27 protein-coding genes are annotated in these 26,988 nt (G+C 41.0%); 24 read left to right on the top strand and 3 right to left on the bottom strand.

The genetic code is table 11. From position 1 onward, the window contains the following. The first annotated feature begins 91 nt into the window (after positions 1-91). From trhI to OGY08_RS11940, 22 genes are all read left to right on the top strand, one after another. Positions 92-1,876, top strand: a complete 1,785-nt coding sequence (gene trhI, locus OGY08_RS11835; RefSeq protein ID WP_000517885.1) for an IncHI-type conjugal transfer helicase TrhI — start codon at positions 92-94, stop codon at positions 1,874-1,876. Positions 1,877-2,270: 394 nt separating this feature from the next. Further along, positions 2,271-3,143: a hypothetical protein gene (locus OGY08_RS11840; RefSeq protein WP_000041927.1), complete on the top strand. Its 873-nt coding sequence runs from the start codon at positions 2,271-2,273 to the stop codon at positions 3,141-3,143. Between the two features lie 57 nt (positions 3,144-3,200). After that, the gene (locus OGY08_RS11845) at positions 3,201-3,578 is read left to right on the top strand and encodes a hypothetical protein (RefSeq protein ID WP_000120822.1); all 378 of its coding nucleotides are present in this window, start codon (positions 3,201-3,203) and stop codon (positions 3,576-3,578) included. A 60-nt stretch (positions 3,579-3,638) separates the two neighbouring features. Beyond that, complete coding sequence (locus OGY08_RS11850; RefSeq protein WP_000810361.1) at positions 3,639-4,616, top strand: hypothetical protein; 978 nt, start codon at positions 3,639-3,641, stop codon at positions 4,614-4,616. Between the two features lie 57 nt (positions 4,617-4,673). Beyond that, positions 4,674-5,732, top strand: coding sequence for an ATP-binding protein (locus OGY08_RS11855; protein ID WP_000063335.1), 1,059 nt, complete (start codon positions 4,674-4,676; stop codon positions 5,730-5,732). A gap of 131 nt (positions 5,733-5,863) precedes the next feature. After that, positions 5,864-6,037, top strand: coding sequence for a hypothetical protein (locus OGY08_RS11860; RefSeq protein WP_001176645.1), 174 nt, complete (start codon positions 5,864-5,866; stop codon positions 6,035-6,037). Positions 6,038-6,100: 63 nt separating this feature from the next. Continuing rightward, a complete protein-coding gene (locus OGY08_RS11865) occupies positions 6,101-7,228 on the top strand; it encodes a DUF3150 domain-containing protein (protein WP_000174396.1) in 1,128 nt (375 codons plus the stop codon). 77 nt (positions 7,229-7,305) lie between these two features. After that, the gene (locus OGY08_RS11870) at positions 7,306-9,312 is read left to right on the top strand and encodes a VWA domain-containing protein (RefSeq protein WP_000762700.1); all 2,007 of its coding nucleotides are present in this window, start codon (positions 7,306-7,308) and stop codon (positions 9,310-9,312) included. A 72-nt stretch (positions 9,313-9,384) separates the two neighbouring features. Beyond that, the gene (locus OGY08_RS11875; RefSeq protein WP_063624499.1) at positions 9,385-9,606 is read left to right on the top strand and encodes a hypothetical protein; all 222 of its coding nucleotides are present in this window, start codon (positions 9,385-9,387) and stop codon (positions 9,604-9,606) included. Positions 9,607-9,719: 113 nt separating this feature from the next. Beyond that, positions 9,720-10,952: a DUF7146 domain-containing protein gene (locus tag OGY08_RS11880; protein ID WP_000220379.1), complete on the top strand. Its 1,233-nt coding sequence runs from the start codon at positions 9,720-9,722 to the stop codon at positions 10,950-10,952. A 269-nt stretch (positions 10,953-11,221) separates the two neighbouring features. Then, positions 11,222-11,743, top strand: coding sequence for a hypothetical protein (locus OGY08_RS11885; RefSeq protein ID WP_001011130.1), 522 nt, complete (start codon positions 11,222-11,224; stop codon positions 11,741-11,743). 78 nt (positions 11,744-11,821) lie between these two features. Further along, the gene (locus OGY08_RS11890; RefSeq protein WP_000762003.1) at positions 11,822-12,700 is read left to right on the top strand and encodes a hypothetical protein; all 879 of its coding nucleotides are present in this window, start codon (positions 11,822-11,824) and stop codon (positions 12,698-12,700) included. 69 nt (positions 12,701-12,769) lie between these two features. Next, complete coding sequence (locus tag OGY08_RS11895) at positions 12,770-13,705, top strand: hypothetical protein (RefSeq protein WP_000691119.1); 936 nt, start codon at positions 12,770-12,772, stop codon at positions 13,703-13,705. Positions 13,706-13,773: 68 nt separating this feature from the next. After that, entirely contained in the window at positions 13,774-14,694 is a 921-nt protein-coding gene (locus OGY08_RS11900) for a hypothetical protein (RefSeq protein WP_000991697.1), read from the top strand. A gap of 66 nt (positions 14,695-14,760) precedes the next feature. Continuing rightward, a complete protein-coding gene (locus tag OGY08_RS11905; protein ID WP_000472041.1) occupies positions 14,761-15,699 on the top strand; it encodes a hypothetical protein in 939 nt (312 codons plus the stop codon). A 171-nt stretch (positions 15,700-15,870) separates the two neighbouring features. Beyond that, positions 15,871-16,827, top strand: coding sequence for a hypothetical protein (locus OGY08_RS11910; protein WP_000149830.1), 957 nt, complete (start codon positions 15,871-15,873; stop codon positions 16,825-16,827). Between the two features lie 263 nt (positions 16,828-17,090). Further along, positions 17,091-17,366, top strand: coding sequence for a hypothetical protein (locus OGY08_RS11915; RefSeq protein ID WP_001004201.1), 276 nt, complete (start codon positions 17,091-17,093; stop codon positions 17,364-17,366). A gap of 44 nt (positions 17,367-17,410) precedes the next feature. Beyond that, entirely contained in the window at positions 17,411-18,001 is a 591-nt protein-coding gene (locus OGY08_RS11920; protein ID WP_000578891.1) for a hypothetical protein, read from the top strand. A gap of 338 nt (positions 18,002-18,339) precedes the next feature. Continuing rightward, entirely contained in the window at positions 18,340-18,876 is a 537-nt protein-coding gene (locus OGY08_RS11925; RefSeq protein ID WP_000107167.1) for a hypothetical protein, read from the top strand. Positions 18,877-18,892: 16 nt separating this feature from the next. Then, positions 18,893-19,339 carry a hypothetical protein gene (locus OGY08_RS11930; protein ID WP_265217411.1) on the top strand — a complete coding sequence of 149 codons (447 nt, stop codon included), beginning with the start codon at positions 18,893-18,895 and terminating at the stop codon, positions 19,337-19,339. A 90-nt stretch (positions 19,340-19,429) separates the two neighbouring features. Then, positions 19,430-20,392, top strand: a complete 963-nt coding sequence (locus OGY08_RS11935) for a DNA replication terminus site-binding protein (RefSeq protein WP_000119428.1) — start codon at positions 19,430-19,432, stop codon at positions 20,390-20,392. A 9-nt stretch (positions 20,393-20,401) separates the two neighbouring features. Next, positions 20,402-21,307, top strand: a complete 906-nt coding sequence (locus OGY08_RS11940) for a hypothetical protein (protein WP_001198595.1) — start codon at positions 20,402-20,404, stop codon at positions 21,305-21,307. Positions 21,308-21,608: 301 nt separating this feature from the next. Here the strand turns inward: OGY08_RS11940 and OGY08_RS11945 are convergent, their stop codons facing one another. Next, entirely contained in the window at positions 21,609-22,784 is a 1,176-nt protein-coding gene (locus OGY08_RS11945) for a tyrosine-type recombinase/integrase (RefSeq protein ID WP_000795949.1), read from the bottom strand. Positions 22,785-22,953: 169 nt separating this feature from the next. Between OGY08_RS11945 and OGY08_RS11950 the strand changes: the two genes are divergently transcribed. Both OGY08_RS11950 and OGY08_RS11955 read left to right on the top strand, forming a co-directional pair. Continuing rightward, positions 22,954-23,166, top strand: coding sequence for an Hha/YmoA family nucleoid-associated regulatory protein (locus OGY08_RS11950; RefSeq protein WP_001285422.1), 213 nt, complete (start codon positions 22,954-22,956; stop codon positions 23,164-23,166). Positions 23,167-23,526: 360 nt separating this feature from the next. Continuing rightward, a complete protein-coding gene (locus tag OGY08_RS11955; protein WP_001232447.1) occupies positions 23,527-24,609 on the top strand; it encodes a competence protein CoiA family protein in 1,083 nt (360 codons plus the stop codon). Positions 24,610-24,774: 165 nt separating this feature from the next. Here OGY08_RS11955 and OGY08_RS11960 read toward each other — a convergent pair whose 3' ends face one another. Together OGY08_RS11960 and OGY08_RS11965 are read right to left on the bottom strand one after the other, a co-directional pair. Continuing rightward, the gene (locus tag OGY08_RS11960; protein ID WP_286565890.1) at positions 24,775-26,211 is read right to left on the bottom strand and encodes a helix-hairpin-helix domain-containing protein; all 1,437 of its coding nucleotides are present in this window, start codon (positions 26,209-26,211) and stop codon (positions 24,775-24,777) included. 9 nt (positions 26,212-26,220) lie between these two features. Next, on the bottom strand, positions 26,221-26,925 hold the full coding sequence (locus tag OGY08_RS11965) for an IS6-like element IS26 family transposase (RefSeq protein ID WP_001067855.1): 705 nt from the start codon (positions 26,923-26,925) through the stop codon (positions 26,221-26,223). Positions 26,926-26,988 lie beyond the last annotated feature (63 nt).

Below are 26,988 nucleotides of genomic sequence, written 5' to 3' on the forward strand. Positions count from 1 at the left end.
AAAAAAAGTGATTTCCAGTAGAACCAGCAGTACACAAGAAAAGCGCTTTTATAAAAATGTATAATTATTAAAACGAAGTAATGAGGTTGAAATGGGTAAGCCAACAGAAGAGCAAAGACCTGTTATCGAGAATGCTAGCGCAAACAATATGGTGATAGCAGCGCCTGGATCAGGCAAATCGTTCACCATGATAGAAGCGGTTATATCGATTCTCAAAAAGTATCCATATGCAAGAATCGGGATGGTGACCTTTACTCGCGCTGCAACAAACGCACTTGCAGCAAAGTTACAAAAGCGATTGAGCAAGAAGGATCTTGACCGGGTGCTGGTGGATACTTTTCACGGACTCGTTAAGAAGCAACTGGACATGATTCGCTGGCCGGGAAAGATGTTGATAGGGCCAGCACAGAGATCTGTCATTCACCGGGCTTTGAAAGAATCCGGTGTAACGATGAAGTTTGCTGAAGCTGAATTCGTTATTGATGCTATCGGCAGAGAAATGGATACGGATGTGATTTCAGTTCGGCATAACAGACAACAGATCCATTTGTTTAATACCTATCAGGCGTTATGCCAGAAAGACCATGTGGCGGACCTCAATGCTCTTTCAAAATTTGTTGTCGGTCAAATGCATTCGGGAAAAATGCGCACGTTAGATTTGACACATTTGATAGTAGACGAAGTTCAGGATACTGACTCTATACAATTCTCATGGATAGCATTGCATACAAGAGCTGGAGTCTATACGAGTATAGTTGGAGACGATGATCAGGCCATCTACTCCTTCAGATCCTCAGGAGGAGTCAAAATATTTCAACAGTTTGAAAAACACTTCAGACCTAACATATTTTACTTAAACACATGCTTTAGGTGTGAACCTGAAATTTTAGAGGTGGCCGGAGCACTGATAGGAAAGAATGTTTACCGTTATGCCAAAGAGTTACGCTCGGCAAAAAAGGGAGGGGGAAAGGTCACTTTTCGTTCATATGTAGATATGGAGGAACAGATACAGGGTATTTTAAGCCTTATAAATCAGGATCCACATGGATGGGCAATTCTAAGCCGCAATAATGCTCACTTGGATGAGCTAGAAAGTTTGATCGAACAGCCAGTAATTCGTTACGGAGGTAAATCATTCTGGGATGAAAAAGAAACAAGCGATGTGTTAAGCCTTATGGCCTTTTTCCGACAATCAAATGATCCTCGCTTAATGAAGAGAGTATTGGCATTGTTTGGAGAACAGGAATCAGTTTTGGATGAAGTGGCATTGAGTATGAGAGGAAGAAAAGTTACTTTTGGCGACCTTGCCATCCCGGAGGACAGTTCTCTCGAAACAAAAACATTACATTCAAACTTCGTGCGCTTTACCCAGGAAAGTTCTGATAAAGTTGAGATAGCAAAACGTTTCGCCAACCTTACGAAATGGATGGAATCGTCGTCAATCAAGATGAGGAGTAATAAAGGTACAGCAACCTTAACAAAAATTGCTTTAGACACTTGTAAACAGTGGGCAGAAAAGACTGGTTGGATGAATATGATAAATCGTGCTGCTGCAATGTCATTAGGCCCTAGGAAGAAGGACGAGGAATACAGCCCAGAGAAAGTAGTCCTATCAACCTTGCATGGTTCAAAGGGTCTTGAGTGGAATAAAGTAATAATAATGAGTTGTAATGCGGATCAGATACCAAGTAAAAGATCAGTTGGGGAGGAGGCAATAGAAGAAGAAAGACGTTTGCTTTATGTTGGATTTACGCGTGCAGAAAAGCAACTTTTTGTAATGTGGTATGGTGATCCTTCTTTCTTTTTAAGAGAATGCAGTGAAGAAAAGATAAAAGAAGCAGCTAATATTCGAATTTCTCCACTTTATACAGAATAATTCGATATGGGCATTTACTTATGCTTAAAGCTATAGTATAAAAACAATGAGCTTAAATATCAGCTCCCAAATTTGAGTAACTTTGCTTAAAGTTACTTTCGCGTTAAGCGTTGATTTAGCCGTGAAAAGCGGCCAGCTTAAACAAGCTGTAAGACACCACCGGCAAAATGTCACCTTTGTCGCTGGTGCACTTCCCATGCCTGCAAAAGGCAATCTGAATTTACCAAACCGTAACTAATTTAGCTCCTCCTGGGGCTATTTTTGTTGCGTACTTCTAATGCCAGATAGTATAAATCAGGCGGTTCATAGCTTACGGGAGATGAATGACAGGCTTTGCCTTCGTGTTGAAACAAAAATTTGTTTCTTCCTTCTTACTATATATAGGTGACCCCAAATGTCTAAAAATAAAGCTCGCAGTAAAGCCCTTCATCAAACCTTTAGTGAAATTATTCCAGAGATGGATAAGGCGCTAAACAAACAGCTCTTAGAAGTTCTGATGAAATATACAGAACGTGATAATGAACTGATTGTTATTTTGAATGAGGACGGCCCAAATATCATTGAACTTAAGTCTCTTAAGCCTGTGTCTTTGTTGGCCGAAAAGCTTTCTGCTTATTCAAGCTATTATCATGTGGATGTTGTGGAGCTCGTGGTCAAGAAAATTGATTTCGAAGGAGCTTATAAGCTTCTTAAAGCTTCCCCAGATGTACCACTTTTTAAAAGCTTAACTGAACTGGATAAATATCTTGTTGAGGAGTTTGAAAAATACGGATTAAATTCATTTCTTGACGTGGATAATCTGGATTACTCACTTGAAAAAGCCAGTGAACTCAAAAATGAGCAGTTAATAAATTGGGTTTCGGACATCATTTGCAAACGTGAAAAATTAACTTTACGTAAGCGTTTTGATGTCGCAGTAAAGGCCCACTACGAAAATGTAGAAAAAATGTATGATACCATTCGTCCGTTAATGAAAAAACTGGGTTTCCCAGAAGATCTCATGACGCACACCTTTAGTGAGTTAAGCGTTTTTGAAACTAAAGGATGGGACCATGCAATAAAATCGAAAATTGAGACTCTCGCTAAGCGTGAAACTCAATATTTAGATGATGCGGCTAAAGCAGAGAATCGACGTCTTGTAACAGAGAAGTTGGAGAACTCTTTAGCGATTGCACCAACTAAACCAACAAGAAATTGGTTACATATTGCCGGAATTGCCTGTTTGGTAGTCTGCACGTTCATGTATGTAACTAATAAATTTATTTAATCCTGTTAAGGGGGAACCCTAACGGGGCTTCTCTTTGAACAAATCGAGGAGCGGAAAATGTCATATCTTGAATATATCAATGAAGTAAAAGTGTCCGGGATAGTTATCAGTGCTGTGGAGAAAAAAATGACTGACCAGAGTATAGGTTTGTTAATAAAGCTCAAAAATAGGATGAAGACAGAAGTTGATGGTGAAATCACTGAGAGAGAATTTTCAGTTCAAATCAAGGTGTCGCCTGAAATGTATTCAACCTGTTTCACTGGTATAAATCAGGGTGATGAGTTGATGGTCTCCGGTTATATTGTTGTCGATACTATTATGATTGAAGGGAGAGAACATCCTCTTGACTACATGAGAGTGGTAGCAACAAGTAAGTTGGCTCACATACCTAAACCTCTAAAAGGTTTTGGACAAAGTAGCTTTAATCAGATCTGACATTAAACCCACCCTAAAGGGGAGAAATCCCTTCATGGGATTTCTCCTTTTGGAGTCCCCATGAAACAAAAATTTAGGGCTACTGCAATAAGTAGTAATCAACTTAGTTTTTTTTCTATATTCGATATAGATGAAGATGAAATAACGCAAATAGTTGATTCACCCAAAGAGCATTTAAATGATGCATACACGTCCGGATTAAACTTTAAATCAGATGAAAGTAACATTTCTGAGATAAATTATGATTCTGAAAGGCGTGAAAATCACCTTTATGAAAAATCCAAATTACTTAAAAATCAGATTTTGCATACAATTAATTTTGCAGCAGAAACAGATTATCTATATTCGGTTGAAGAATATAACCCAGATTTGGGTGGTCTGGTAATAGAATGGACCCCTGAGGATGTGTATGTTGTTTTTCTATCCGCTATGGAAGAGTCTTTGGAAATCATTAAAGAACTAGTGTTGAGGAGAAAGTTATTCTTCAAAGATGACAATGGTAATATCACAGTGAATCCACTTTTAGAAGCTGAAACACGGTGGTATATGTCAAAATCATTTGAATACACTTGTTTATCTCATGGACTTGATGCATGTGAATTTAGAGCGGAATTAAAATCATGGCTCTATTATCATTCGCATCGTTCGATTAGTGAAAACACGAAATTAGCTGAATGCAGGAATGATGATGAAATCATTTTGCATGATTGCAATGACGATATGGGCTGGGACATCTTCTTTGATCAGGATTATTTAATGTCAGAAAAAAAACTGGCTGTTAAATGGACTGACAGGGAAATTATGGATGTTTACATAAAAGCTTTTAAATCCACATTAGAGTTGTTTGACGAGCTTGTTTCATGTGATCTGTTAACTAAACGAAACGCTTTTGGCAAGTTAGAAATAAATCCAATATTCGAAAATCATTTTGAATGGATCATGTCTGAAGCTTTTGAAATAGTGGGAAATCATCTTGGTTATAATGTGCCTCAAATCAGGAAACTGATGGCAACTATTTGCCAAATGAATCTCAAATAAAATGCCACTGGCAAACATCTGCCAGAGGGCGGTGTTTGCATTTTACCGGAGTTAAAAATGTCTAATGCCGCTATGAAGTTAAATGAAACATCTTCTGATGCTTATGAAAAATTAGAAGCTCTTCTTTCCCCGGATGTTATAAAGTTAAAACATTATGTGGATAAAGGTGAGTATCTTTTAGTTCTAGCAAAGGACCTTTTTGGTATTCCAGAAATGGATCCAAAGATGGCTGTGCCTGTTTTCAAAACTAAAACCTCGTATCGAGCTCCGCTGAACAAAGACTACATACCAAATCCCCGAATACTTGAACAAGTGGTTAAACTGCTTATCAGTCCGGATATAGATTTAAGTGTGTGTCTTAAAGGTGAGTCCGGTTCTGGCAAGACTGAAATGGTAATGTACATTAGCCACATGATGAATTGGCCGCTGACAATTAAGCAGATCAACAGCAATATTCGAGTTGATGAGCTTGAAGGTGAGCGCAGTCTTAATGGTGGTAATACAGGTTTTGTACACAGCGATTTGGTAACGGGATTTCGTAATGGTCACCTCATTCTTCTGGATGAAGTGGACAAAATCGATCCTGATACGGCAGCAAAACTTCACATGCCCATTGAACGTAAGCCCTGGTCACTCAGTGCTAATGGTGGTGAGGTTATAACTGCTAATGGCTACACGCGATTTATTGGTACTGCAAACACAAACATGAGTGGAGGCGCTCGCCGGTTCGTTTCTTCTCAACGTCAAGATGCAGCTTTTATAAAGCGGTTCTTGATAGTTGAAATGGAGAAGCCCGACAAAGTTGCTTTAACCAATGTGCTTACTAAACGATATAGCTCTTTGCCTTTTCAGGTCATTGAGAAGTTCGTAAGAGTAGCGATTGCAGTAAATGACTCTGGTACAGAAGACAGTGTGATGGATATTCGTCAATTAGTAGCTTGGGTTGGCACGTCGATGACGTTAAAAACCTTTAGTCTTCTTGACACTTTCAAAATAGCTTTTGCTTCTGCTTTACCTTTACATGTGGTCGATCTTGTTCTTCAAGCTATAGATCTTTCTCTTGGCGAAGACAAGGATAAATCGCTGGAGTATTTCACAGCAAAAAAGTCGAGTTAGATGGGATTTGTTATGAAACCTCTGATATTTGTATCTCAGAGTTATCCCATCTTGAATTTAGTGCGTTTTTAAGTACGGATGGTGCTGCTACCATTGCTATAGCAAAAAACGGAACTAATTTTACTGGACTTATGCAACTGAATAACGACTATTCTTTATTGTTTTATCATGATGGTAAAATAAATATGGAAGGTCTAATTAAAGAAATGGAATTAAAAGGTTATATGTATCAGGGAGCAATGGGCAATGATGATGTTGCCGCTGAGTTTCCCGGTATTCTTTTAATTGCACCAGAGAAGCTTTAATATCAACCCTATCGGGAAATCTTTCCCGTTGGGGAGGGTTTCCCCTTTTTTTTGGAGAAACCCATGACTTTAAATACTTCAATGCTTAACAAAGTATCTGCAAAACAAATCTCTGAGAATTTTGCAAAATCATATCCAGATTTACTGGAAGGTGCAGTTATAACAAAAATTGAAATAAGTGGCTGTCAAGGATCGCGTCGAACCGATAAAATCGATTTGTCTTATGATGGAGATGATATTACGGATCAAAAAAGCGTATCTAAAAGCGAAGTACGTTGGATTGACATAAAAGCCCTTAGCTTCAAAAGTACGATTACCAGCAGAATATCAACCCTTTGCTCACGCTTGTGCATCCGCTATAGCAATATGTGGATTTTACCAGTTTCCAGTATGGAAGAGTTTCTGGAAGGGGCCCAAGAGATTGAACGAGAGTTTCAGGCAGGTATTCAAAACGTTGTAGACAATTATGAGATGCATATTGAGGCTGAAAAAAATAGAAGCCCAAGAATGTCTTCTTTGATTGATCAGTTGAAATTAACTAAAGATGATTTCATAAAATCCTTTAGATTTAATATTGCTCACTTTATTCCTTTTACGCCTATTAGCGTTGAAGGTGATGAAACCCAGGACTACTATCAGGAACAATTGATAACAGATCTGGCAGAAGAAGCAATGAGGGTTTATGAAAAAATTAGTAAAAATAATAATTTGCGCTCAAGTACTATTGACCGACTGAAGCAAATGCAAAATAAGATCATTAGCTTCATGTTTATACATAAAGAGGCGGCAGTACTTGCAGAAGCTATAAAACACATAATGAATAATTTACCTAAAGGTGCCATTTCTGAACCTCGCGACGTTGCGGTGTTACAGCAGTGGTTTTATTTCATGAGTGATGCTTCAATGTTAAAGCGTATTATTTCAGGAGAGCAAAAGGTTACTGACTGGTTGGAATCTATTACCAGATCATTTAATCAAAGCTCACAAACAGAACCGAACGCGCTACAGAACACAGGTATTGAAGCTATTTTAGATTCAACAAATGTGTTTCAGGTTGAACCTGTCGTAGAGAACGATATAAAAAACAGCACGTTTTCAAACACTGATTCTGTAGCTGAACCTGAGAAATCAGTTTCGCAACAGGAAGACAATGCTGAAAATGGTTTTGATATCGAGCTCAAAGGCTGGTAACTGTTTGCTTTATTAAAAACCCCAGATGGGTACTTCACCATCTGGGTGAGTACCCCTTTTTTATAAAGAGGTATTCTATGAAATTAGATCTTAAATCATCGCCGCGCCATATTAAGCGTTTACAGAATATAGCAAAAGTCATTAGCGGCTTAGGCGATGTAAGAGTTGTAATAGACGACAATACCAAAGGACCGTATTTTGATCCTGTCAATAAAGTTTGTGTTTTACCAAACGGCGATTATAGCGATGATGACTTTGTCAGTCTGATTGAAGGTTTTACCTGTCATGAAGCTGGTCATGGTCGCTATACCGTCAGTGAGGTTTACAGTGACGCCTTTAATAGTGTTCTCATGTCATCTGAAGGGTTTACACGCTTCGATGACGGAATGAATGCAGAGTTTGAGAGCCTCGCTGAGAAACGTAAAGCTTATAGCAGGGCAAAACGTCTTACCGGGCTTATAAATCTGTTCGATGATGTACAGATGGAAGAGAAGGTTGGTAACGATTATCCGGATGCAAAGCGGCGGCTTGCAGCCACTTACGCACTGATGGTTAAAGCCGGAAGGATGACTCCTGATATATCTTCTCGTCCGGAAAATCCTGTCCTATTTATTGAGTGGTATCTGCTTAACTCATTGCGAGTAAAAGTCCTTCAGCAGGTAGGTCACAAAGAAACCCTCGATCCGTTTTTTGACTATGCCCAAAAGATACTTTCTCCAGTAATTTCTGATGTTGAGGAAATTTTTCATGATGCTCTTGGTTGTGAAAATACTCAGGGCTGTGAATCCCTTGCTCGTAAGACCCTGGCTCTTTTAGAGAGACTGCGGGATGAGGCAAAGGAACAACAGCAGCAGACAGAGCAGGAGGAGCAGGAGGCATATGATGAATCCGAGACCGATACCGATACCGAATCAGAAGATAAATCGCTTACGTCGACTGATAGTCGTGAGGATGATTCTGAGGACGATAGTGAAGGTCAGGCAGATACTTCCGATAACGCTGATCTTGCTCAAGAGGGATGTTCTGAGCCTTCAGAACTTGCTGAAGATAACGAGGGAAATAATGAACCCACCGGTGGCAATCCCACGGGTGATAACATTATTGAAGACGATACTGATGCGATTAACCCTTCCGAGAGTGAATCAGATGAAGCCAGTTCGACTAACGTTGAAGATGAAAGTAACTTTTCATCGGCTCAATGGGAGATACTGGCAGATTTGTTGGATGCCTTTCTTAGCAGTGATGAGGATAGCGAAGATTATCACGATGCTTTGGCTAAAGAGATTGAAGGTATTGCATCAAAAGTATCCGATGACGTGAAAGCCGAATTCGGTGCTTCTGAATGGGATATCCCTGATCTCCTTATCGATTTGAATGTTTACAATGAGGCTTTGTCTCTGAGTCATTCAATCGGTAGCGACTTGTCTGTTTTACAGCAGGTTAAAATGCGTGGCCGAAACAAAACTCATGAGCGTGGAATTACCTTCGATGGAAATCGATTAATTCTGTCACAAATGGGAGTTCGTGATGTCTTCAGAGCTCAAAGCGAATCTAAAAATAGAGGGCATGTTGGCCTCGTATTAGTTCGTGATATTTCAGCGTCAATGGCTAATGATGAAAGATATATTCATGCCATTAAGTCAGATCTTGCTTTATCGATGGCCGCTGAAAGTTTGTCAAAAATGCATGTCTCCAATATAGTTTTTCCCTTCAAGGAAAGTGAATTTGAGATTATCAAAACGTTTGATCAAAGCGTTGAGGAATCTCTATCGAAATTCACTCTTGGATGTAAGGGTTATTATACCCCTACGGGATCTGCTTTAATGGCAGCTGTTGATCTGTTACTTGACAGCCAATTCGATAGGAAAATAATTTTTCTTATAACTGATGGTTATCCGAATAAATCGGAATTTACTATCGTCGAAGTTATGGAAAAGGCTAAATGTAATGGAATAGAAATCGTTGGTGTTGGTATTAAGACTGATGAAATAATTGGTTTTGAAACGGACACTTTCGTAACAGTTGATGATACTTCTTTATTGTCTATTGAAGTCAGTAAGCTAGTTCATCAAATACTTTCTTAATAAACTCTACCCAATCGGGGCAAAAAGGCCCCGGTGGGTCTTTTTGCTCCATGAAGGAATAAGGAGCAAAATATGACTCAGATAAAAACTTACCGTGTAGAACATGAAAAAGTCGGTTCGATGCATAAAGTCCGTATTTTCGGACGTGTTGGTGAAGTTATAAGCAATGATAGCCCTCAGGAAAGAATCTTCCGCGAAGTCACTATAGCGGAGGGTAATAGCCAGCAGGCTGCGTTACTTGTAGATAACTACATACAGCGTCTTGAGAATAATGGCTTCACGACTGAAGCATAAATGTTGAGGGCCCCCGGGCCCTCTTTCTTAAATTCTGCGTTGTGGGTTTCTCCCTGTCTTCTGCACCGCAGAAGGCATTGAGAAACTCACAATGCCAGATAAGAGAGATCATCATGACTTATGCATCCCCGGCTCTTCGTCGTAAACCACAGGAAGTATCTGAACACTTTATTAAACTCGTTCATGCTCGAATTGCTGAAGTGTCTGGCTGGAAGTATATATTCGAAAGAATACCTGCTTTCAAAGACGCTTGTGCAAAAGCCCCGAGCCAGGTTCCTTGCCCGTTTACTGGCGCAGGGAAATCGAAGTTTCGTTTCCGGCAAAAAGACCTTTATACCGGATGTGCGATCCATAATGACTTTCCGGTAAATGAGTTTTGCGACGGAATTGATGTTCTGGCGAAATATTATGAATTAAGTAAAACGCAGACTTGCAAAAAGATTCTCTCAGATTTTTTCGGGATGGATCTGCATGCTCCGTTAACTGACGCCGACATTGAAAATGAACGACGCTATAAATCAGCAGTTCGTGCCACAGAAACTCTTGACCGAGAGGAAGTGGCAAAGCGAATGCGAAAACTTGATGTGATGTATCACTATACCGGTGAAATAAAGCCTAATACTCCTGTTGCTTTGTACCTCCGTAATCGTGGGATCTCCCGCTTACTGAGTCACTTACCAAAGGATTTAGGCTTTAATAACCGGATCTACTATTGGGATAAAGATAAGCAGAAATCGATTATCTATCCGGGAATGATTGCAATCTATCGTGACACCCGAGGTCGGCCTCTGACTATCCATAGAACATACGTAGACAAAAACGGTGATAAGGCACCTGTAGAAAATCCAAAGCTGATGATGAAGCCTCCTGCCGATATGACAGGTGGCTCAATTCAGTTGTTTGACCCTCACTATGATTCAGGTAGTTCGACCTGGACACTGGGAGTGGCTGAAGGGATCGAGAATGCGCTTTCTGTTGTAGAAGCGACTTCAACACCATGCTGGGCAGCCAGCTCCGCATGGTGCCTTGAAAACGTTACTGTTCCTGATTTTTTACTGCCTCCGCCGGATGTAAAATATATAAACTTTTATATCTGGGCGGATAAGGATATTGCTAACTCACAAGGCACTCGTGCCGGTATCGAAGCTGCTCAGCGACTTCAAAGCCGCATGGTTGAGTTTTTGGCTAAACGATATCCCGCATCAAAGCTGACAATTGAAGTCTTCGAACCAGCACAAGATATTCCTGATGGGAAAAAGGGTATCGACTGGAACGATGTTCTCCAGTTAACAGGGCAGGATGGATTCCCGATTCACTGGGCTCCTGAATGTCTTAATCAGCTGTAACAACGATAACTCCCCCGCATTTTGCGGGGGGGGTTATCTTATCAATATTATTTTTTAAATTGTATTGATAAGATAACCGCTTTCCTTCGTGATAATTACCTGCCTTTAAGGTCTTTTCACGGCTGAGATGCTTGCTCAGTTAAATAAATGTGCGGTACTACTGGCTATGGTCGGTTGTATGACATGGTTATTCCATAAACTATTAAAACCCATAACGGGAGTATTACCGTTATGGTGATGCTCGTCGTTTTACATCGGAGAGCATTTTAATGAATTTTCAAACTAACGAAGTTTTTAATAAATTTGCTGCTGTTATAAAATCGCGCATCGTCAATGAACCATCGTCATGCTATTTGCTGCATGATAATGAGATAGATATAACGATTTTGAAACATGGCATATTAGAAAATGACAGAAACCTGTTGTACGTAGTTCGTCCTTCAGGAACGTGTTTGTTGCGTTGTGACAAATATTTCTATCCGAAATATTATCTTCGTTGCCGTGGAGATTATAAGTCATTCATATATGTCCATCTTGATCTACATAGTGGTGAAGCTAAAGAAATCACATGGGAGCAAGCAGACGATATGCTGTCTAGTCCAGGAAAACCCCCATTAAAAGGAAATCTTGGACGATTTGAGTATATAAAAGTTGTGGTTGAGGACCTTCGTATTCGAGGTTACGCTGATTATCTTCCTGCGTATAATCTTGATGACCTTCGCCGTTTTGCCTTACAGGACGACCGCCCATCCCTTGTCAGATACATTGACAATGTAATGGCAACGGTCTGATTGGTTGCTAATTGATTTACATATTTTCCCTGATGGCCAACCTGCATCAGGGAGGCCTCAATAACGACTGGAGGCTGTATGAAGTTAGCTACGGACCTGGTAAAAGCTATTTTGATTAGAAATGGTGTTGAACCAGTAAATATAAGCGAATCATCTAAATTATCTTTGAAACAACCACTGACAGAACTTAAATTCAGTTTATATTTGCGAACTGAGCATTTATCTCACTTCCTACCCGGTTATGTTTATTCTATAAAAGAATGTCCACTGTCATATGACATCGGGATCGAAATTCAGAAAATCTTCGAAAGTTTACATTTGTTAAACGAAGAATTTGAATCCCTCGGTTTTGTTTCTGTATGGATAGAAATGCATCAAAGCATTTTTGAACAAAGTCGGTTTAAGAAAAGTAACTTTACTTTTCGGGAGGAAGAGGTCGAGCTTGCTAAAGGGCTTGTTTGTTCTCACAATTCACAAATAAGTAATGCGGCTTATTTCTGGCTTCAGCACTTTGAGGAGTTTATGATTTATGTTCGTAATAAGCTTATCGACCTCTTTCGAGAGGCCTATGACCTGATCCTTGGAATGCAGCAAGTATTTTTCATTCGGGAAAAGGAAGAGCTGTTGAAAACTATAAGTTATGGGGATGACCTGTATGAGGTGAAATTAATGGCGGCTGAGCTTTACTCTATCGAACAGAACTTAAAGTGTTCTGAATCGATAAGTACAAAATCTCAAGCTTCGGCATATATTAACCGCATCCGTGAGTTTGTGCGTTCGGGGTGGAGGCAGGGCTATATAGTCTGCCATCATAAGCGAAGTAATCAAATCTCATCATTGTCATTACCGATGTACTTGAAAGATACGTCAGGCCGAAGTGCTCGAAAGCGAGTAAAACGTCTTATATCTTCTACAGTTTGTGGTAGAAATAAAGATTTAGGTCTTACAGATTTTTAATTAAATTATACCCATGTGGGGATCACACCCCATATGGGAGTGATCCCTTTTTTATTGAGAGAGGATCACATGAAAATTATCGAAAAAATCATTAATGCCTTTTTGGTTGTTCAACATAAAAAAATACAGGTTAAAAACATTACATTTTTAGACAATGGGCAGGGCATGTTCTCTGGTATGTCTTTTGATGCTGATGTTTCACTGGAGTTTATGTATGAATCAGCAAAAGCATATAGTTCTTGTTTCTGTGATATTCCCTTTCCAGGTTTTGAAGATGCAAATCTGGAGGAAATTACGAAATTTCAATTAGATGCTTTGAAGCAAAGAAAGAATCATTCTTTCATTGTTAACCATTTGAGGTTTCCTATAGTTTTAAGGGAAGGGTGCAAAATCGAAAGAGGAGAAGTCTATTCAATTTCGAATTGCACTTATAATAAAGAAAGATTGCAGTATCTTTTTTCTCAGGATATTTACGGTAAGTTGTATAATTCCTTAGAGAAAGAATTAAGCTCGTTTTTCTCATTTATCAATGTTGAGGTGCACGAGTTGTTAAAAGATGCTGTATGCTTTGCATTAAAAATCCTGAATAAGATATCTTTGGATACACCTGAAAGACTTATTAAAGCTTTTAATTATCGTGACTGGTATTGTAGTTACGATGTTGAGCTTTTTAGGAAAGGCTTACCTGGTCATATTCTGGAAGAGCTCATTGCTCCAGATATCTTACTTTCAGACCTTAACGGTTGTAGAAAAATACTTAGAAATGCAAAACGATTTCTAAATGGACATACAAAAACCAATTGTGTTTATATTAAATATGAATGGTGGTTGGGGCCTGTGGATACCTCACACTCAGCTAAGTTGATGTCTGACAAAGAAATTAACAACCGAAGTGACTTGAAGAATTTTTCAAAGGTCTTTTTCAAAGAGTGTTTAAGTTCTGGTAAGTCGGAATATGAAAACCATCTTAGTGAAAAAGAACATGCGCTTCGCTACAATTATTAATTAAAATTATTTTCTCCCATAGGGATTTCTCCCTTTGGGAGAAATCCCTCTATTAAGAGGGTATTTAAATGAATGCGATACAAAAGTTAGTTGAATCTATTCTTGTTAAAATGGGTTTTGTTGGCGCTGTAGTGGAAAATATATATTTGGATTCAAAACCATTTCGGCATATTCGATTTGTGGCTGATATTCCAGTAATATCTTTTCTACCTCATTTGGTGAAATATCTTAAGGGCGCAGACCATCTTTACTGTGGTAACGATGATTTGCATCCTCTTTTCATTTATTTTTCCGAAGCGGCTACATTAAAAGCAGGCCCTGTAAATCTCGCGAACTTTCGTTTTGAAGTTTCTATAGCTTCAACTCATTTACGACTGGTCTCAGAGCAGCCTGATTTGCTTATCAAAGGATTTAACCGGGATAATCTAGAATACGTTTATTACCGCTCAGATTTGGCCTCTAAGGATCTTATACTAGGCCTTGTTGAACACGGTTCTCCTTTCATAAAACATCTACATGGACTTATACAAAAGCGAATTTTAAACGAGTTCTCTCTGATTTTTTCTGTTCTTGAAAAGATTTTAGAAAGCGCGAAGCCACAAATTCTTGCTTGCTTCCATAGTGTTGATTATGAAATGAACGTAAAAATAATAGCCGAAGCTATACCTGAAACTGTATCTAATCAGATAGTCACATCTGATTATATAGTTAATTCTATATCAGATGCGGACAAGTTTATAAATCATGTTCGTCGCTATTTAGCAGGCAGGGTAATGAAGAGGCGGATATACGCTGAATTAGATGTTTGTGAAGAAACATCAAATATTTCACTAGTGAACTTAGGATGCTTTACGTCTCCTCTGCTCGTTACGGAATATCAAATGTTTAAGCCACACTCTTCAGGGTTATATCGAAAAGCTATAAACAACTCCTTAAAACAGTTCAAACCAGAAATGCATGTACCTTCTGAAGAACTCTTTTATAATTAATCTAACCCATCCGGGAACTTGCTTCCCGGTGGGAAGCACTTCCTTTTTAGTCATGAGGTAGTGTAAATGTTTAAAGAATCTGACCACGTGGAATTTGTTAGTGCCTTTCTTTATCAAAATTTAGGCCTTAATGTTCCCGCTGACGATATAACCGTTCAATTATCTGATACTTCGTTCGACAAAGTAACCTTTGATTACGATGTAGATATCGATAATTTAAATTGTATGTTGGATCTCTACATATCTGAACTAATAAAGCACAACGCATCTTACTCCGATTCTATTCTTTTGAAACAAAAAATAATTTATTTTCTTGGAGTATTTAAGAATTTCGGATTTTTTACGTTTGATATTCGCGGATATAGTAATACTTTAAGCCCAGTTAAAGTTATTGATATTGTTTCAATGATTATTAATGACTGTGAAGAGTTATCTAAAGCTAATTCTTCTACTGATGCTATAAGAAATCTTTATCTCGATAAAATGAAGGTGGATGGGAAAGTGTTAGTTGCGAAATTTGCACTTAAACAGTTTTTTCATTCCGACTTTGGTGACTTTATCTCATTTGTCGAGAAAAGAATTACAGATTGTCTTAATGAAACTTTAAGGATTATCAAAGCTGTTGAACATGGCTTTGTACGTGTTGGGCAGCATAAGATTAATCGCCGTATTAATGATGACTTAAAGTTATGCATTGATTTCAATACTGATGATTATCCGGCAAATATGCCAGATATATATATTAAGTTTAACGATACATTTGATGGGAACGGGGCGTTATATTGTGACAATGATGCCCTCATATCCCTCTATACCGATGTTGCTTCAATTATCAATGTGCCGGTGATGATGGAAGTAAGATTGATCAATAAAAGAGGGCGTGTTGTCTGTGATTCTTCGCATTCAACTTACGTATCTCTCGAAAGTAATGACCGATACAGAGTAACTGATCGCACATTACTAATAACTGAAGCTTTTGACGATTTTCGTAACGCGTCTCAATGATCCTTTTGCTTCAGTCCAAAAAAGTAACTTTGGTTGGCTGAAGACACTTGTCTATGACAATGTAAAATCTGTCGCTGGCATCTTCTTTTAGCTTAACCAAACTTTTATCTAACCCAGTGGGGAAGTCGCTTCCCTTCTGGGGCACTTCCTCTCAAATTTGAGGTAGTGTATATGACACATTCATCTGATGATAAAAACTATGTCCGAGCAGTTCTGAGCTATCTTGGCATAGATTTTGATGAGGCGGATATAGTATTAAGTGTTTGCCATTGTCAAAGTGACGAGCTTTCTTTTACCTGTAATATCAAAGCTATTGAACTCAAGAATGCTGTTGATTTATATGTCGATAGTATCTCTGAGAATGAAATAGAAGCTTTAAACAGAGAATCTTTAAAATCTCGACTCTGTTACTTTCTTGAGGTGTTTGACGCAGTCTCTGGTCAGTACCTTGAGATTTCAGGAAAACACTTTGCAACTAGCCGTTTTGAATATGATGATGTTTGTAGTGAAGTTCTTAGCATGTCTAATGATGTTTCTCAGTCGAAAGGTTATGACCGGGATGAATATAACAGACTGATGCAGGTTGATGGTCAGGTTATGATTGCCCGTTTTGCTTTGCAACAGTTCTGGGATACTCATTTTATTGGACTAATAACATTTGTATCTGAGTCTATAACATCGAGCCTCTATAAAGCTTATGAAACTTTTAGTGATATAAGTTTGGCTTGCTATAAACTGAGTGAATATTCTTATTCACGCTCTATCAACAGTGAATTGACCCTTAATATTTCACTTAAAGAAAATGACTTCTGTGAGGACCTATCTGATTGCTATATGGAAGATGAGGCTTTACCTTCTGGTAGGGTAATTTCTCGACGCAACAATGACTCCATAATAAGTATTTATGAGAGCTATGCTGCGGCTTCTTATATTCCGATGATTGCATCTTTGGAAGTCGTTGATGAATACGGCGAAGTGGTTACTGACCTCTGCCATACCGTTTATGTTTCAGAGTTAACCGGTGGGCGGATTAAAATCCACGACCGTAATGACTTAGTATCTGAAGTTTTCGATAACCTAAGAAATTTAAATCTTGCAGTTGGAGATTCAGTTTCACAAGCTGCTTGATTCTTTCCCTGATTTTGATTTTTTCTCACATACTCTTATGGCACGGTTTCCGTGCCTTTTTTTTGCCTCGCTTACAAGCGTCTACTCCTCTTCTACCTATCCCACCTTACATCACCACTTAAAATCTATCTTTCTAATTCCATTATCCTTTTCGTAGCCTCTAATGCTCTGGTATGAACATACTCTTTAAACTCAAAAAAGTGCTATTAACGAAAAAAAATCCCTAAAGAGATTTGTATACTGTTCTCAACCAAGGAGAGCTCATGAATGAACTAAAATCCAAAAACGAGAACAGTACCAAAAGCAACTTTCCCCCGGTTGATAATCAGTTTTGCTTTTACCATGTTGATTTCAGCATAGAACGACTACTTTCAACGGCCGAGGATCTCCAGCTTGAGTACATCTTCCAGAAACCTGGAAGTGAAGTAAGAAAGGATTTGGTTGAGCGATTCGAACGTGGAGAGCGCTTTGTTACAGCTTCACACTGTGACAATTTCTGTGAAATCCTTGGTTGTCAAGGCCATCAGGAAAATGCATAAACCCATAAACCTACATTTCCACTTTTAAGGATGTTCACTAAAGAATGATTGGAGAAAGTATTTTTGACTGGGTAATTTACGGAATATCCATTTTGATATTTGCCTCAGCACTAATTGAAGGAAAGACAACTCGCTACCCAGCACTTTTTTTCTATGGGAGTTTAATTTTAATGTTAATCCTGATAGTTGCTGGAGGCCTTAACTGGTGGTTCTACAGGTCAAAATATGGCGCAGTAATCGTTATCTTCACAGTGGTCTCTTTACTGATGACTCGATTCCGCCTGGTCATATATAAATTAAGATTAAGAAAGTTAGTTTCAGAAATCAGATTTCGTATAAAAACGGGTTTTCGTATAATTCTTGTTTTGTCGGATAATGAGGATGAGCGTAATGTTCTGCTGTCTATGCTTAGCAACGTATTGCCAGAGCAAACGCTTATTCACACGCGTGATGCTCTCGGACCTCATTCAGAGCCTATCCTAAAAGCTCTTGAGCTACATCATCAACAGGGAACAGGTTACATACTCGTCTGTGAACAACAAATCTCAGCGCGTACGTGGTTGAGTATCGTAGAAAATGGGAAACCTGATACATCTATAGCTGTTAATTTTCATTCGATCCCAGAAATGGAGTGATTTTTCAATGAGTAGAACCGTTTCACAAAGTGTCACAGAAGATTGTCTTTTTGATACCCGCACACAAGTCAGATTACAACTAAGTCGAAGCGTTCATAAAACGCTGGCATCTGCTAAAGAAATTTTACAGGGAAGGGGGGTTGATTCGGTCTCTATTGAAGATCTTGTGCGAGCCTGTCTTGAAGAGAACCAGCCAATTGATCTAGCCTCACTTTACCTTGAAAATCTCTTAAAACAGAAAGGTACCAGCATTTGCGATTTTTAGTGTTTTCAAACCTATTAGATAAAATGCCGGTTGTGTTTATATAACATCAATAATTTCATGCAACAGGTAAAACATGAGTACTCAAAAGCAACTTTCCAGAACTACCGGCACTGAACGTATGTTTAAGGAAGAGCTGGCGTTATCCTTAATTTGTTGGGTTTTCACCAGTCCTTTTACCAACTGGACCGATAAAGTCTTCAGTGGTATTGAAGTTCCGTCTGAAGGACCGTCATCATTACGGGGTGAGACAGAAAAATTCTTTCGTTTTGTCGTTAATGAAGAAGGCTACGACGCAGGAAGGGCTGCTATTGGTCTTGACCTATGTTGTTTTTCACTTCCGTTGTGTTTGTTCCCGGACGCTGCCCTGTCTGAGGAAGAGGTTATGAGTAAGTTAACCGGAGAAGTTATCCATGGAATTCTTCTTTCCTTACCTGAGTTTATTGATATGCCAGAAGTGCTCGCTTACCAGGTCAGGGATGAAATTCTTGCTTTTAACACTCGCTGTGGAGACGGGATCTTTCATGGTTGGAACACGGCTTCAGAATTGTGGAAGTTTGAAATCTTTCCCCGCACCACCATCATGATGCAGCATACTTCGGCAATACATTAAAATTAGGCGGGGCAGAATGCATAAAAAACTTTTTCTTCTCGAATGGAAACCCTGTCTGAGCCGCGTATGGGCCGGTTGGATGGCCCTGTGGTTGACTATCAGTTTTCTGATGTTATCTGCCTTGCTTATGACAGATCATCTCCTGAACAAAGTCATCCTGCCGCCAACATGGTTGTTGATCTGGTTTTCGCCAATGCTGGGGTTTTTGATAAAAGTTCGCGTCGTCGAAACTCAACATTTCCTGGAGCATGACCTCTGTGTTGCAGGTTTCTCTTTTTACCGCTGGAAGAGGTTAGTTTCTCCCGGGCTTTGGTCAGTTGACTGTATAAATGGTCGTTTTCGCCTCAATCGGATCACCCAGGTGGGTAAGACTATCCACTATCCATGGCGTCTCCATTATCATCCTTTGTTCATGAGCCCTATCGAACATAAATCGCATGCTGTGAAAGCTGTTTCAAAATGACTTCTTTAGAGGTTTACATGACATTTATGTTCTGCAAGGTCAGCCTGGGCAGCAAAATTGATTGGAAATAACATGAGCCTGGAGAAACGTATGAGTTATGACGATTTGCCCTATTTTCGTGACCAGATTCTGGAACGCATCGACTCGCTCAAGTGTTTTCTTTCGAACACCCCCCCGATGATGGCAAACCTGATGACTGTCTCCACCGTATCTAGAACAGAAGAGCGCTTGAAGCAGGTTAAACCCATCAGGGTTAGTATTAAAGACGATGCTTCGGTTGAGGAAATTATTCAGGCACTTACTGACATCTGTGTGGATGACATAGAGTCATTAAGTCATGATTCCACCAAAGTAACCACTAAATACCCGGGTCTAATCATTGTCCCCGAAAGAGCAGATCTTCTCGAAAGCTTGATCACTTCTATAAACGAAGCAAAAAATGATTTTGCTGCGGCAATGAGGCGTATCGATAATAAAAAGAATGTCCGTTTTGATAAAGTGCACAAGAAGCTCCCGGGCCTTGTCGCTATGCACTCAACAAGAAATATCCTTTTCATCAAGTCCCAGCTTAAAAAAGTTACTTTTTCATGGCGGCTAAACCGAAACCAGGAAGTTAAAACAGCAGAGCAACTTGTGAGTTTGTTGGAGCGCAGGAGAGCCTCAGAAGTAAAAAATGTAGCAACTACCAATTTGAATGTCGTGTCTAATATCGATAAGGCTTTACACCGTCTTGAATTTCACCCACTGAAGCAGGGCGAATCTTATCGCCTTTGTCGAACTAACTCTTTCCCTGTTCCGATTGCTCACATTTTTGCATTTAGGCCTGAAGGGCAGGAACGAAACGGGAATAAATATGCTGAGACTGATTATTCAGTAGTAAAAGCATCCTTGCCCATTTTCGCAGCAGGCAACATACCTCAATTAAAAACGCTCTCTGACTGGGCTCCTGAAAACAGCCAGGGTCCGTCCAACCAACGGAAGCTGAGCCTGAAATATACAGAACTCGTGCCGGGGGCTGAGCTGGGCATTTTCATTGTCAGCCCCGAAAATTAAGGAACAACAATGCAATGGATTTCCACAGCCAGCCAGAAAATCGATGAGCGTCTCTATCGTGTCTGCGTCTGGGTAAAAAAATATCACGCTGATGCGATTAACCGCGTTGTGCTAACCGTTGATCTAAGTAAAGCCCGACATGACCCTGACGAGGACCAGGTAAGAGCAGAGCTGCTGTGCGGCCATTATTTTTTGCTTCGTAAGGAAAACGCTTCGAACTCTGCGCCTGACGATCAAAAGTTTGCTTTCCTGCCTGACGGGCGCAATCTGTGTTGGCAGACCGCAACCCCGGTGCTTCAGCATCTCCTACTCAATAAAAACGTTCCTGAGTCGCTGAGGTTGCTTACGGACTACATACATATGCGTCTGGCCAGGCTGACAATGGTACCTATGTCCGGAACCATCATGAACGAGGCTCTGCTGGACAGCATCAGCTGGGTTAAGGTGGATTTGACCTACTTCTGGCAGTACGAACAGCTCAGCTCTCATCTGGGACCCATCCAGATAACCCACAAGGCACTTGTACGCTTCGGGCACCTGGCAAAGAATGATGAAAACTCCAGTGCCATAAGAATTCTGCGTCAGCGTCTGTCTTCAGAATTCTTACAAGAATTTCAGATGGCTGAGGATGAGCTAAAGCGCAAACAGTCGTTGATGGGCACCATGGACGTGAAAATGCTGTTTCATGCTCATTACCCCAGCCAGAAGATGCTGGTGGCTCGATATAAAAATGGTTGGGTAATGGTGGATTGTTTTCTGTTTCACCATACCAAACCTAAGAAAAAAGCAAAAAACAAAACTACTGTGGCTAAGCCTCAACTTAAACAGACTAAAAGAGAAGGGAGTGAAAATGGAACTGGGCATTATGGTGTGCATCGTGTTGTTACTCTCAGTGGCGGCGGCGTGGATCAGTAATAAGACAGTTGATTTGCTCGAAAGATTCTATTTCAAGCGTCCGCTGAGCATGGAGTACGCGGCATGGCTACGTGTAATGTGTGCAGGCTTGTTATTAGTTTTTATTCAGGTTGCTCCCCAATTTACACTCCTGTATACCCTTAAACTTGTCACGCTTATTAATCTTGGAATCCAGACAATGAAATTAAATGGCGTGTACAAATATAAAAGGACGGGAATTTTGCCTCCGGGAGGGGCACTCTCTAATCTCACCAGACTTAACCCGTTCAAGAAAAAATAAAGTTATGCGCCCGTGAGGGCGCTATTCATCAAAGGCATTTCGCATAAGCTTGATCATGGCTTTTTTACCAGCTTCAATATTGCGAATGTAGCGCATAACCATTTCTTCATTCGACCAGTTCCCCATTTCCATAATCTGTGGTAGCGAGTAACCTTCAATATCCAGCTGTATCGCACCGCCTACACGAACGCTGTGCCCTGTCCAGTAACGGGTTTTAGTCTCATTTGGATAAAGCTCATTCCACATTTCTTTAAATGCCCGTAAAAGGGAATTTTTGCTGAGCATACCGGCATCGTCCACAGTGTCTTCCTCATCTTCATCGTTCAGAAGACTTTGTTTAGCACGGTAGGGCAGGTTATGCCGTTTAAGAAGCTCAGATAGCTCATTCCCTTTACTCCGAAGCTTCCAGCCGGGTGGCATATAGCCTGTATCATGGAAATTTACGGCCTGGAAAAGGTATTCATCCGGATGACTGTGCTGATCCATTTTCACAAGGTTCATCAATCTCAAGAGGCAGTTAGTTAACTGACGTGTCAGCCGGTAGGTAAGAAGTGTACTGATGTTCGTTTTTGTACGGTATACCGTCAGGTTAAATTCACCGGTCATACTATCCAGAGACAGATCTTTCAGACGTATACGGCGAATTTCGGATGAACGGAGCAGTGTTTCAAAGCCTGTCCAGATCAGGCACAGGTCACGAAGCTTACGAACTGAGTTTGTAGTACTGCGTAACTTTATCAGAGCCTTGAGATCGCCAATAAGAAAGGGAGTTGCCTGTTTAGTCGTCTTTCGCTTCCGGGCTTCCGATTGTTTTAAGGCTTCCAGCATGTACCATGCTTCAGACGTAATAATCCCGGGCAGGTTAAGCCCTTTTTTATGGATACTGTTTAAGGCCTGAAGACAGCTGTTTATGCTGCTTCGTGACAATTTGCCTTCAAGATGCCCCATAAACGCCAGCAGAGCTTCCTCAGACACGGGGAGCGAACTTACTGGCCAGTCTGTATGCAACCGGGCATTCGCCTGATACCATTCGTTCCATACTCGTAGCCAGTGCAGATAGGTTTTAGCTGTGTTGTATCTCAGATGGGAAAAGTAACGGATCAAGCGTGAAAGCTGTTTATCATGGTTGCCGAACGTTTCCAGCTGCTGATGCAATTCGCTTTCCGAAAACTGTCTGATCACTGATTGATTCTTCATCCTGCTCACCGGGATACACTGGTTTTATTTACAGTCATTTTAGCACTCATGTACCTGGTTATGAACAGGGTGGAAACAACGAAAAAGGTTGTGAAATCGTTAGGCTTAAGTGAAAAATGATATTAAGATTATCCCTGGCCAGTTGAGGCCTGTCTAAAGAAGGTTGATTATGTCTGACACAAAGCAGTCTTATTTAATGAAATTCCGTAAGTGTAGTTCGTTCGAAACGCTCGAAAAAGTATTTGAAAGGTTATGTGAAAAAAACTCGGGTGTCGCCTCTCTTGAAATTTCTGGTGCTTATGATCATCGTAAAGCTGAACTGACAATGAAAAAGTTATATGACAAAGTTCCTGCGAGTGTGTGGACCTTTGTTCGCGAGTAATTATTGATATTGGCACAACAAAAAGACTGTGTCTGGATTTGAAAATAGTTTATGCCCCTTTCGGGGCTAAAGGCACTGTAATAGCCTGTCTTTTTAACTTTCTTATTAAGTTCGGAGAAAGACTTTAATCATAAGCCAAGCCCACTGCTAAATACATCCGATATTCTCCTTAATTTTAGAAGTTGTGATAAAAGTTACTTTACCTAAACTTCTCTCTCCATATTTGTAAGGCTCTCATTTGATTCTTGTCAAACATTAATCTGGAAAACTAAAAAATCATTTCTTTTAATTCGTTTTACAGAAATCCTCCTCCGTTATTTCGGATATAGTTTGAATAATTATCAAAAACGGGGTGCAGCCATGCGTAAGAGTTACACATTTGGTATTCCATTTGGACTCCAGAGAGAATCAGGACTCTTTTTAGATATTACAGAGGTCAGCCGGGGTATCGACTGTAACTGCATCTGCCCCGCTTGCAAAACTGATCTGTTAGCAAAGCAGGGGGAGGTCAAGCTTTGGCATTTCTCACACAGTACTGCTGTAGCCGGTGACTGTGATGGTCTGATGGAAGCCATCCGGGGAAAAATTATTGAAGTCATCAACGAGCACCAGGTTCTTGGTTTCCCAAATCTTCTCGCTGGCGACGATGGTGGGCCGGTTTCACTGAATGAGGTTATTGGAAGCGGCAGTATGTTCGGAGGCACAGCTGATCTGTTCGTAAAGGTTAATGATTTATGTGTGGCCGTCTTTCTGGACAGGGATCGTAGCATTTCTGCGAAGTTAACCTTTGACCACCTTCATCCTTCCGAAAGAGTTGCCGCATTGCGTATCGATCTTCCAGATATTGAATATGAAATCAGTCAGGTGCAGCTCGGGCGACGTAAAACAACATACAGTGAGTGCATTGAAAGCCTGATCATTGATGAGACCAGTTCCCGGGAATGGCTATATCATCCATTAATGCATGAACTTGAATCTGAACCTCTTCAGGAGTATCGGGGACGGGAGCCTTCAGAGGAAGGGCCTCTTCTTCAGCGCCTTGCTGACTGTAAGATGAAATTGCCTGATATCCTTCCGGGCAGTCATAACGCGTTAGTCAGGTTACAGCAGGATACGATTGTATGTCTGTGTCGGTTAACGGTTCGGGCTTATGACATCGCTCAGACCGATGAATTTCCTTTGTTCCTTCGCTATTTCAGGTTGCACTGCCTGGAAAACAGCGAACATGTCAGTTACGAAAGACTGATCTGCTGGCAGGAAATGATTTCAAAAACCCAGGAAGGCCAGTCCTTGACACAAAACGAACTTGAATATCTTCATGAGATTGTCCGCATCGCCTTATACAATCACCGGCTTAACAATGTCAGTATTTCAGATGTTAAAAACCATGACACAGGAAAGGAGAGCGGCAGGGTAGAGCCACAAAACTATTCACTCTTATAAATAAATTGGGCTTTGCGCATTAAACCCTTGCCGCAGGAGGTGTACCGCATATCCGGCACAGACAGTCAGTTTTTCTGGCAGCTTAAATTTGACACAGCTTAATATAGTGATTCATTAAACAGGTTCAGTATGCTGCCAGAACGTTTTAGTCGTTATGGGCGTCCGTTAGTTTTCTACTAACTGAACGACGACCAGCCTGCCGCCTTCCTCCTTTGACAGAACAAACTGAGCGTTATTCGTCAGTTCAATTTTTTCCCCAATGGCAATCTGTCGTTTATCCGGTAATGACATAAGCCCATTTATGCCTTCATTTACTAACCACCACTGATCGTTATGGAAAACAAAATACCCAACTCGTTTCCTTTGCAAATCGGTTGTACGCTCATTTGGCGCAATGAGGCGATTCACATGCCACGCATAGATTGACTGCCCGCTCCACACCATCAACCGGTGGTCGTCAGGACGATAACTGCCTTCCTTTCGGGAAGAATATAAATTTAGAACCGGTAATTTACCCTTGTATGGCGTACCGCAGTAGGGACAAACCGGCTTTGTCTTACCCGAGAAAACGTACCATTTCTGTTCACACGCCTTGTTCTGGCAGGGCTGTATCAGATCGACTGTTTTAACCAGGGCGCTTTCCCACTCATCGGCGGTCGGGCGTTTAGTGGCATCGTGTAAGCCATCTATAAAGGCGCGCTCAAACAAAGGTGTCAGATAAGGGCCCATGATGGTGTAAGGAATTTTCTCCGGGTCAGCCCAGGGCAGTGAAAAGGACGATAGCTGACTGACTTTGACTGCATTGCTTTTGTCTGTCGGATGTTCAATGAAGAGTGCCTTCTCACCCATAGATAAGGTCTCATCACGTACTTCATCCGACATGTCATGTATTTTTCCGCCACGTAGCGGATGACGGAAGAACAGATACATGTAGATAAGCACCGACAGCGCATGACGGTCAGTAGTAATGCTTGGCAATACGCGGTTCGGATCCTCTTTGGAAAGATGACTGGTTTTCACCACTTCCGGAGCGATAAAATCCGGGGTGCCCACCACGTCGGGAGGATACTTTCCAGGGACAACCAGGCCGTCTACGTCAATGATGCAGGCATGTCCCATTTCTGGATCGATAAGCACGTTTTTATAGCTTAGATCGCTGTGACAGAGACCTGCCGCATGCATCCTTCTGACGGCTCTTGTCAGCAGCAGACAGACCTTGAGATAGGTAAGCGTATTGCCTCGTTCACGTGGGTCGAGAAATTTGTTCTGGTTGCTGGCGCTGGCAAACCATTTGCCTTCCTTTTCACGACCTTTTATGCCAAGAAAATCATCGTTTTTAGAGCCGTATTTAAAGAAAAAGTAGCTTTTGTAGGTTGGAACCACGATGCCGATTTTATGCCCATGCTCAACAACATGGGTCGGCCAGCAAAACAGGTCCTTCCAGTATTCACCTCCGGACTGGCCAAAAATGTTTTGCCTGTAGCGTCCGGTGATCATATCAATCCGATCCCGGGCCTGCTCGTTCTGCGGTTTATGATAAAAAGCGACGACGTATGATTGGCACTGTTGCAAAGTTAGCGATGAGGCAGCCTTTTGTCTTATTCAAAGGCCTTACATTTCAAAAACTCTGCTTACCAGGCGCATTTCGCCCAGGGGATCACCATAATAAAATGCTGAGGCCTGGCCTTTGCGTAGTGCACGCATCACCTCAATACCTTTGATGGTGGCGTAAGCCGTCTTCATGGATTTAAATCCCAGCGTGGCGCCGATTATCCGTTTCAGTTTGCCATGATCGCATTCAATCACGTTGTTCCGGTACTTAATCTGTCGGTGTTCAACGTCAGACGGGCACCGGCCTTCGCGTTTGAGCAGAGCAAGCGCGCGACCATAGGCGGGCGCTTTATCCGTGTTGATGAATCGCGGGATCTGCCACTTCTTCACGTTGTTGAGGATTTTACCCAGAAACCGGTATGCAGCTTTGCTGTTACGACGGGAGGAGAGATAAAAATCGACAGTGCGGCCCCGGCTGTCGACGGCCCGGTACAGATACGCCCAGCGGCCATTGACCTTCACGTAGGTTTCATCCATGTGCCACGGGCAAAGATCGGAAGGGTTACGCCAGTACCAGCGCAGCCGTTTTTCCATTTCAGGCGCATAACGCTGAACCCAGCGGTAAATCGTGGAGTGATCGACATTCACTCCGCGTTCAGCCAGCATCTCCTGCAGCTCACGGTAACTGATGCCGTATTTGCAGTACCAGCGTACGGCCCACAGAATGATGTCACGCTGAAAATGCCGGCCTTTGAATGGGTTCATGTGCAGCTCCATCAGCAAAAGGGGATGATAAGTTTATCACCACCGACTATTTGCAACAGTGCC

It is taken from the genome of Citrobacter sp. Cpo069, assembly GCF_030332785.1.
GTDB classification, from domain to species: Bacteria; Pseudomonadota; Gammaproteobacteria; order Enterobacterales; family Enterobacteriaceae; genus Citrobacter; species Citrobacter portucalensis.

Bases quoted from the DNA above. Each gene is read 5' to 3' on its own strand.
- trhI (WP_000517885.1), top strand. From the start codon at position 92: ATGGGTAAGCCAACAGAAGAGCAAAGACCTGTTATCGAGAATGCTAGC.
- OGY08_RS11840 (WP_000041927.1), top strand. From the start codon at position 2,271: ATGTCTAAAAATAAAGCTCGCAGTAAAGCCCTTCATCAAACCTTTAGT.
- OGY08_RS11845 (WP_000120822.1), top strand. From the start codon at position 3,201: ATGTCATATCTTGAATATATCAATGAAGTAAAAGTGTCCGGGATAGTT.
- OGY08_RS11850 (WP_000810361.1), top strand. From the start codon at position 3,639: ATGAAACAAAAATTTAGGGCTACTGCAATAAGTAGTAATCAACTTAGT.
- OGY08_RS11855 (WP_000063335.1), top strand. From the start codon at position 4,674: ATGTCTAATGCCGCTATGAAGTTAAATGAAACATCTTCTGATGCTTAT.
- OGY08_RS11860 (WP_001176645.1), top strand. From the start codon at position 5,864: ATGCAACTGAATAACGACTATTCTTTATTGTTTTATCATGATGGTAAA.
- OGY08_RS11865 (WP_000174396.1), top strand. From the start codon at position 6,101: ATGACTTTAAATACTTCAATGCTTAACAAAGTATCTGCAAAACAAATC.
- OGY08_RS11870 (WP_000762700.1), top strand. From the start codon at position 7,306: ATGAAATTAGATCTTAAATCATCGCCGCGCCATATTAAGCGTTTACAG.
- OGY08_RS11875 (WP_063624499.1), top strand. From the start codon at position 9,385: ATGACTCAGATAAAAACTTACCGTGTAGAACATGAAAAAGTCGGTTCG.
- OGY08_RS11880 (WP_000220379.1), top strand. From the start codon at position 9,720: ATGACTTATGCATCCCCGGCTCTTCGTCGTAAACCACAGGAAGTATCT.
- OGY08_RS11885 (WP_001011130.1), top strand. From the start codon at position 11,222: ATGAATTTTCAAACTAACGAAGTTTTTAATAAATTTGCTGCTGTTATA.
- OGY08_RS11890 (WP_000762003.1), top strand. From the start codon at position 11,822: ATGAAGTTAGCTACGGACCTGGTAAAAGCTATTTTGATTAGAAATGGT.
- OGY08_RS11895 (WP_000691119.1), top strand. From the start codon at position 12,770: ATGAAAATTATCGAAAAAATCATTAATGCCTTTTTGGTTGTTCAACAT.
- OGY08_RS11900 (WP_000991697.1), top strand. From the start codon at position 13,774: ATGAATGCGATACAAAAGTTAGTTGAATCTATTCTTGTTAAAATGGGT.
- OGY08_RS11905 (WP_000472041.1), top strand. From the start codon at position 14,761: ATGTTTAAAGAATCTGACCACGTGGAATTTGTTAGTGCCTTTCTTTAT.
- OGY08_RS11910 (WP_000149830.1), top strand. From the start codon at position 15,871: ATGACACATTCATCTGATGATAAAAACTATGTCCGAGCAGTTCTGAGC.
- OGY08_RS11915 (WP_001004201.1), top strand. From the start codon at position 17,091: ATGAATGAACTAAAATCCAAAAACGAGAACAGTACCAAAAGCAACTTT.
- OGY08_RS11920 (WP_000578891.1), top strand. From the start codon at position 17,411: ATGATTGGAGAAAGTATTTTTGACTGGGTAATTTACGGAATATCCATT.
- OGY08_RS11925 (WP_000107167.1), top strand. From the start codon at position 18,340: ATGAGTACTCAAAAGCAACTTTCCAGAACTACCGGCACTGAACGTATG.
- OGY08_RS11930 (WP_265217411.1), top strand. From the start codon at position 18,893: ATGCATAAAAAACTTTTTCTTCTCGAATGGAAACCCTGTCTGAGCCGC.
- OGY08_RS11935 (WP_000119428.1), top strand. From the start codon at position 19,430: ATGAGTTATGACGATTTGCCCTATTTTCGTGACCAGATTCTGGAACGC.
- OGY08_RS11940 (WP_001198595.1), top strand. From the start codon at position 20,402: ATGCAATGGATTTCCACAGCCAGCCAGAAAATCGATGAGCGTCTCTAT.
- OGY08_RS11945 (WP_000795949.1), bottom strand. From the start codon at position 22,784: ATGAAGAATCAATCAGTGATCAGACAGTTTTCGGAAAGCGAATTGCAT.
- OGY08_RS11950 (WP_001285422.1), top strand. From the start codon at position 22,954: ATGTCTGACACAAAGCAGTCTTATTTAATGAAATTCCGTAAGTGTAGT.
- OGY08_RS11955 (WP_001232447.1), top strand. From the start codon at position 23,527: ATGCGTAAGAGTTACACATTTGGTATTCCATTTGGACTCCAGAGAGAA.
- OGY08_RS11965 (WP_001067855.1), bottom strand. From the start codon at position 26,925: ATGAACCCATTCAAAGGCCGGCATTTTCAGCGTGACATCATTCTGTGG.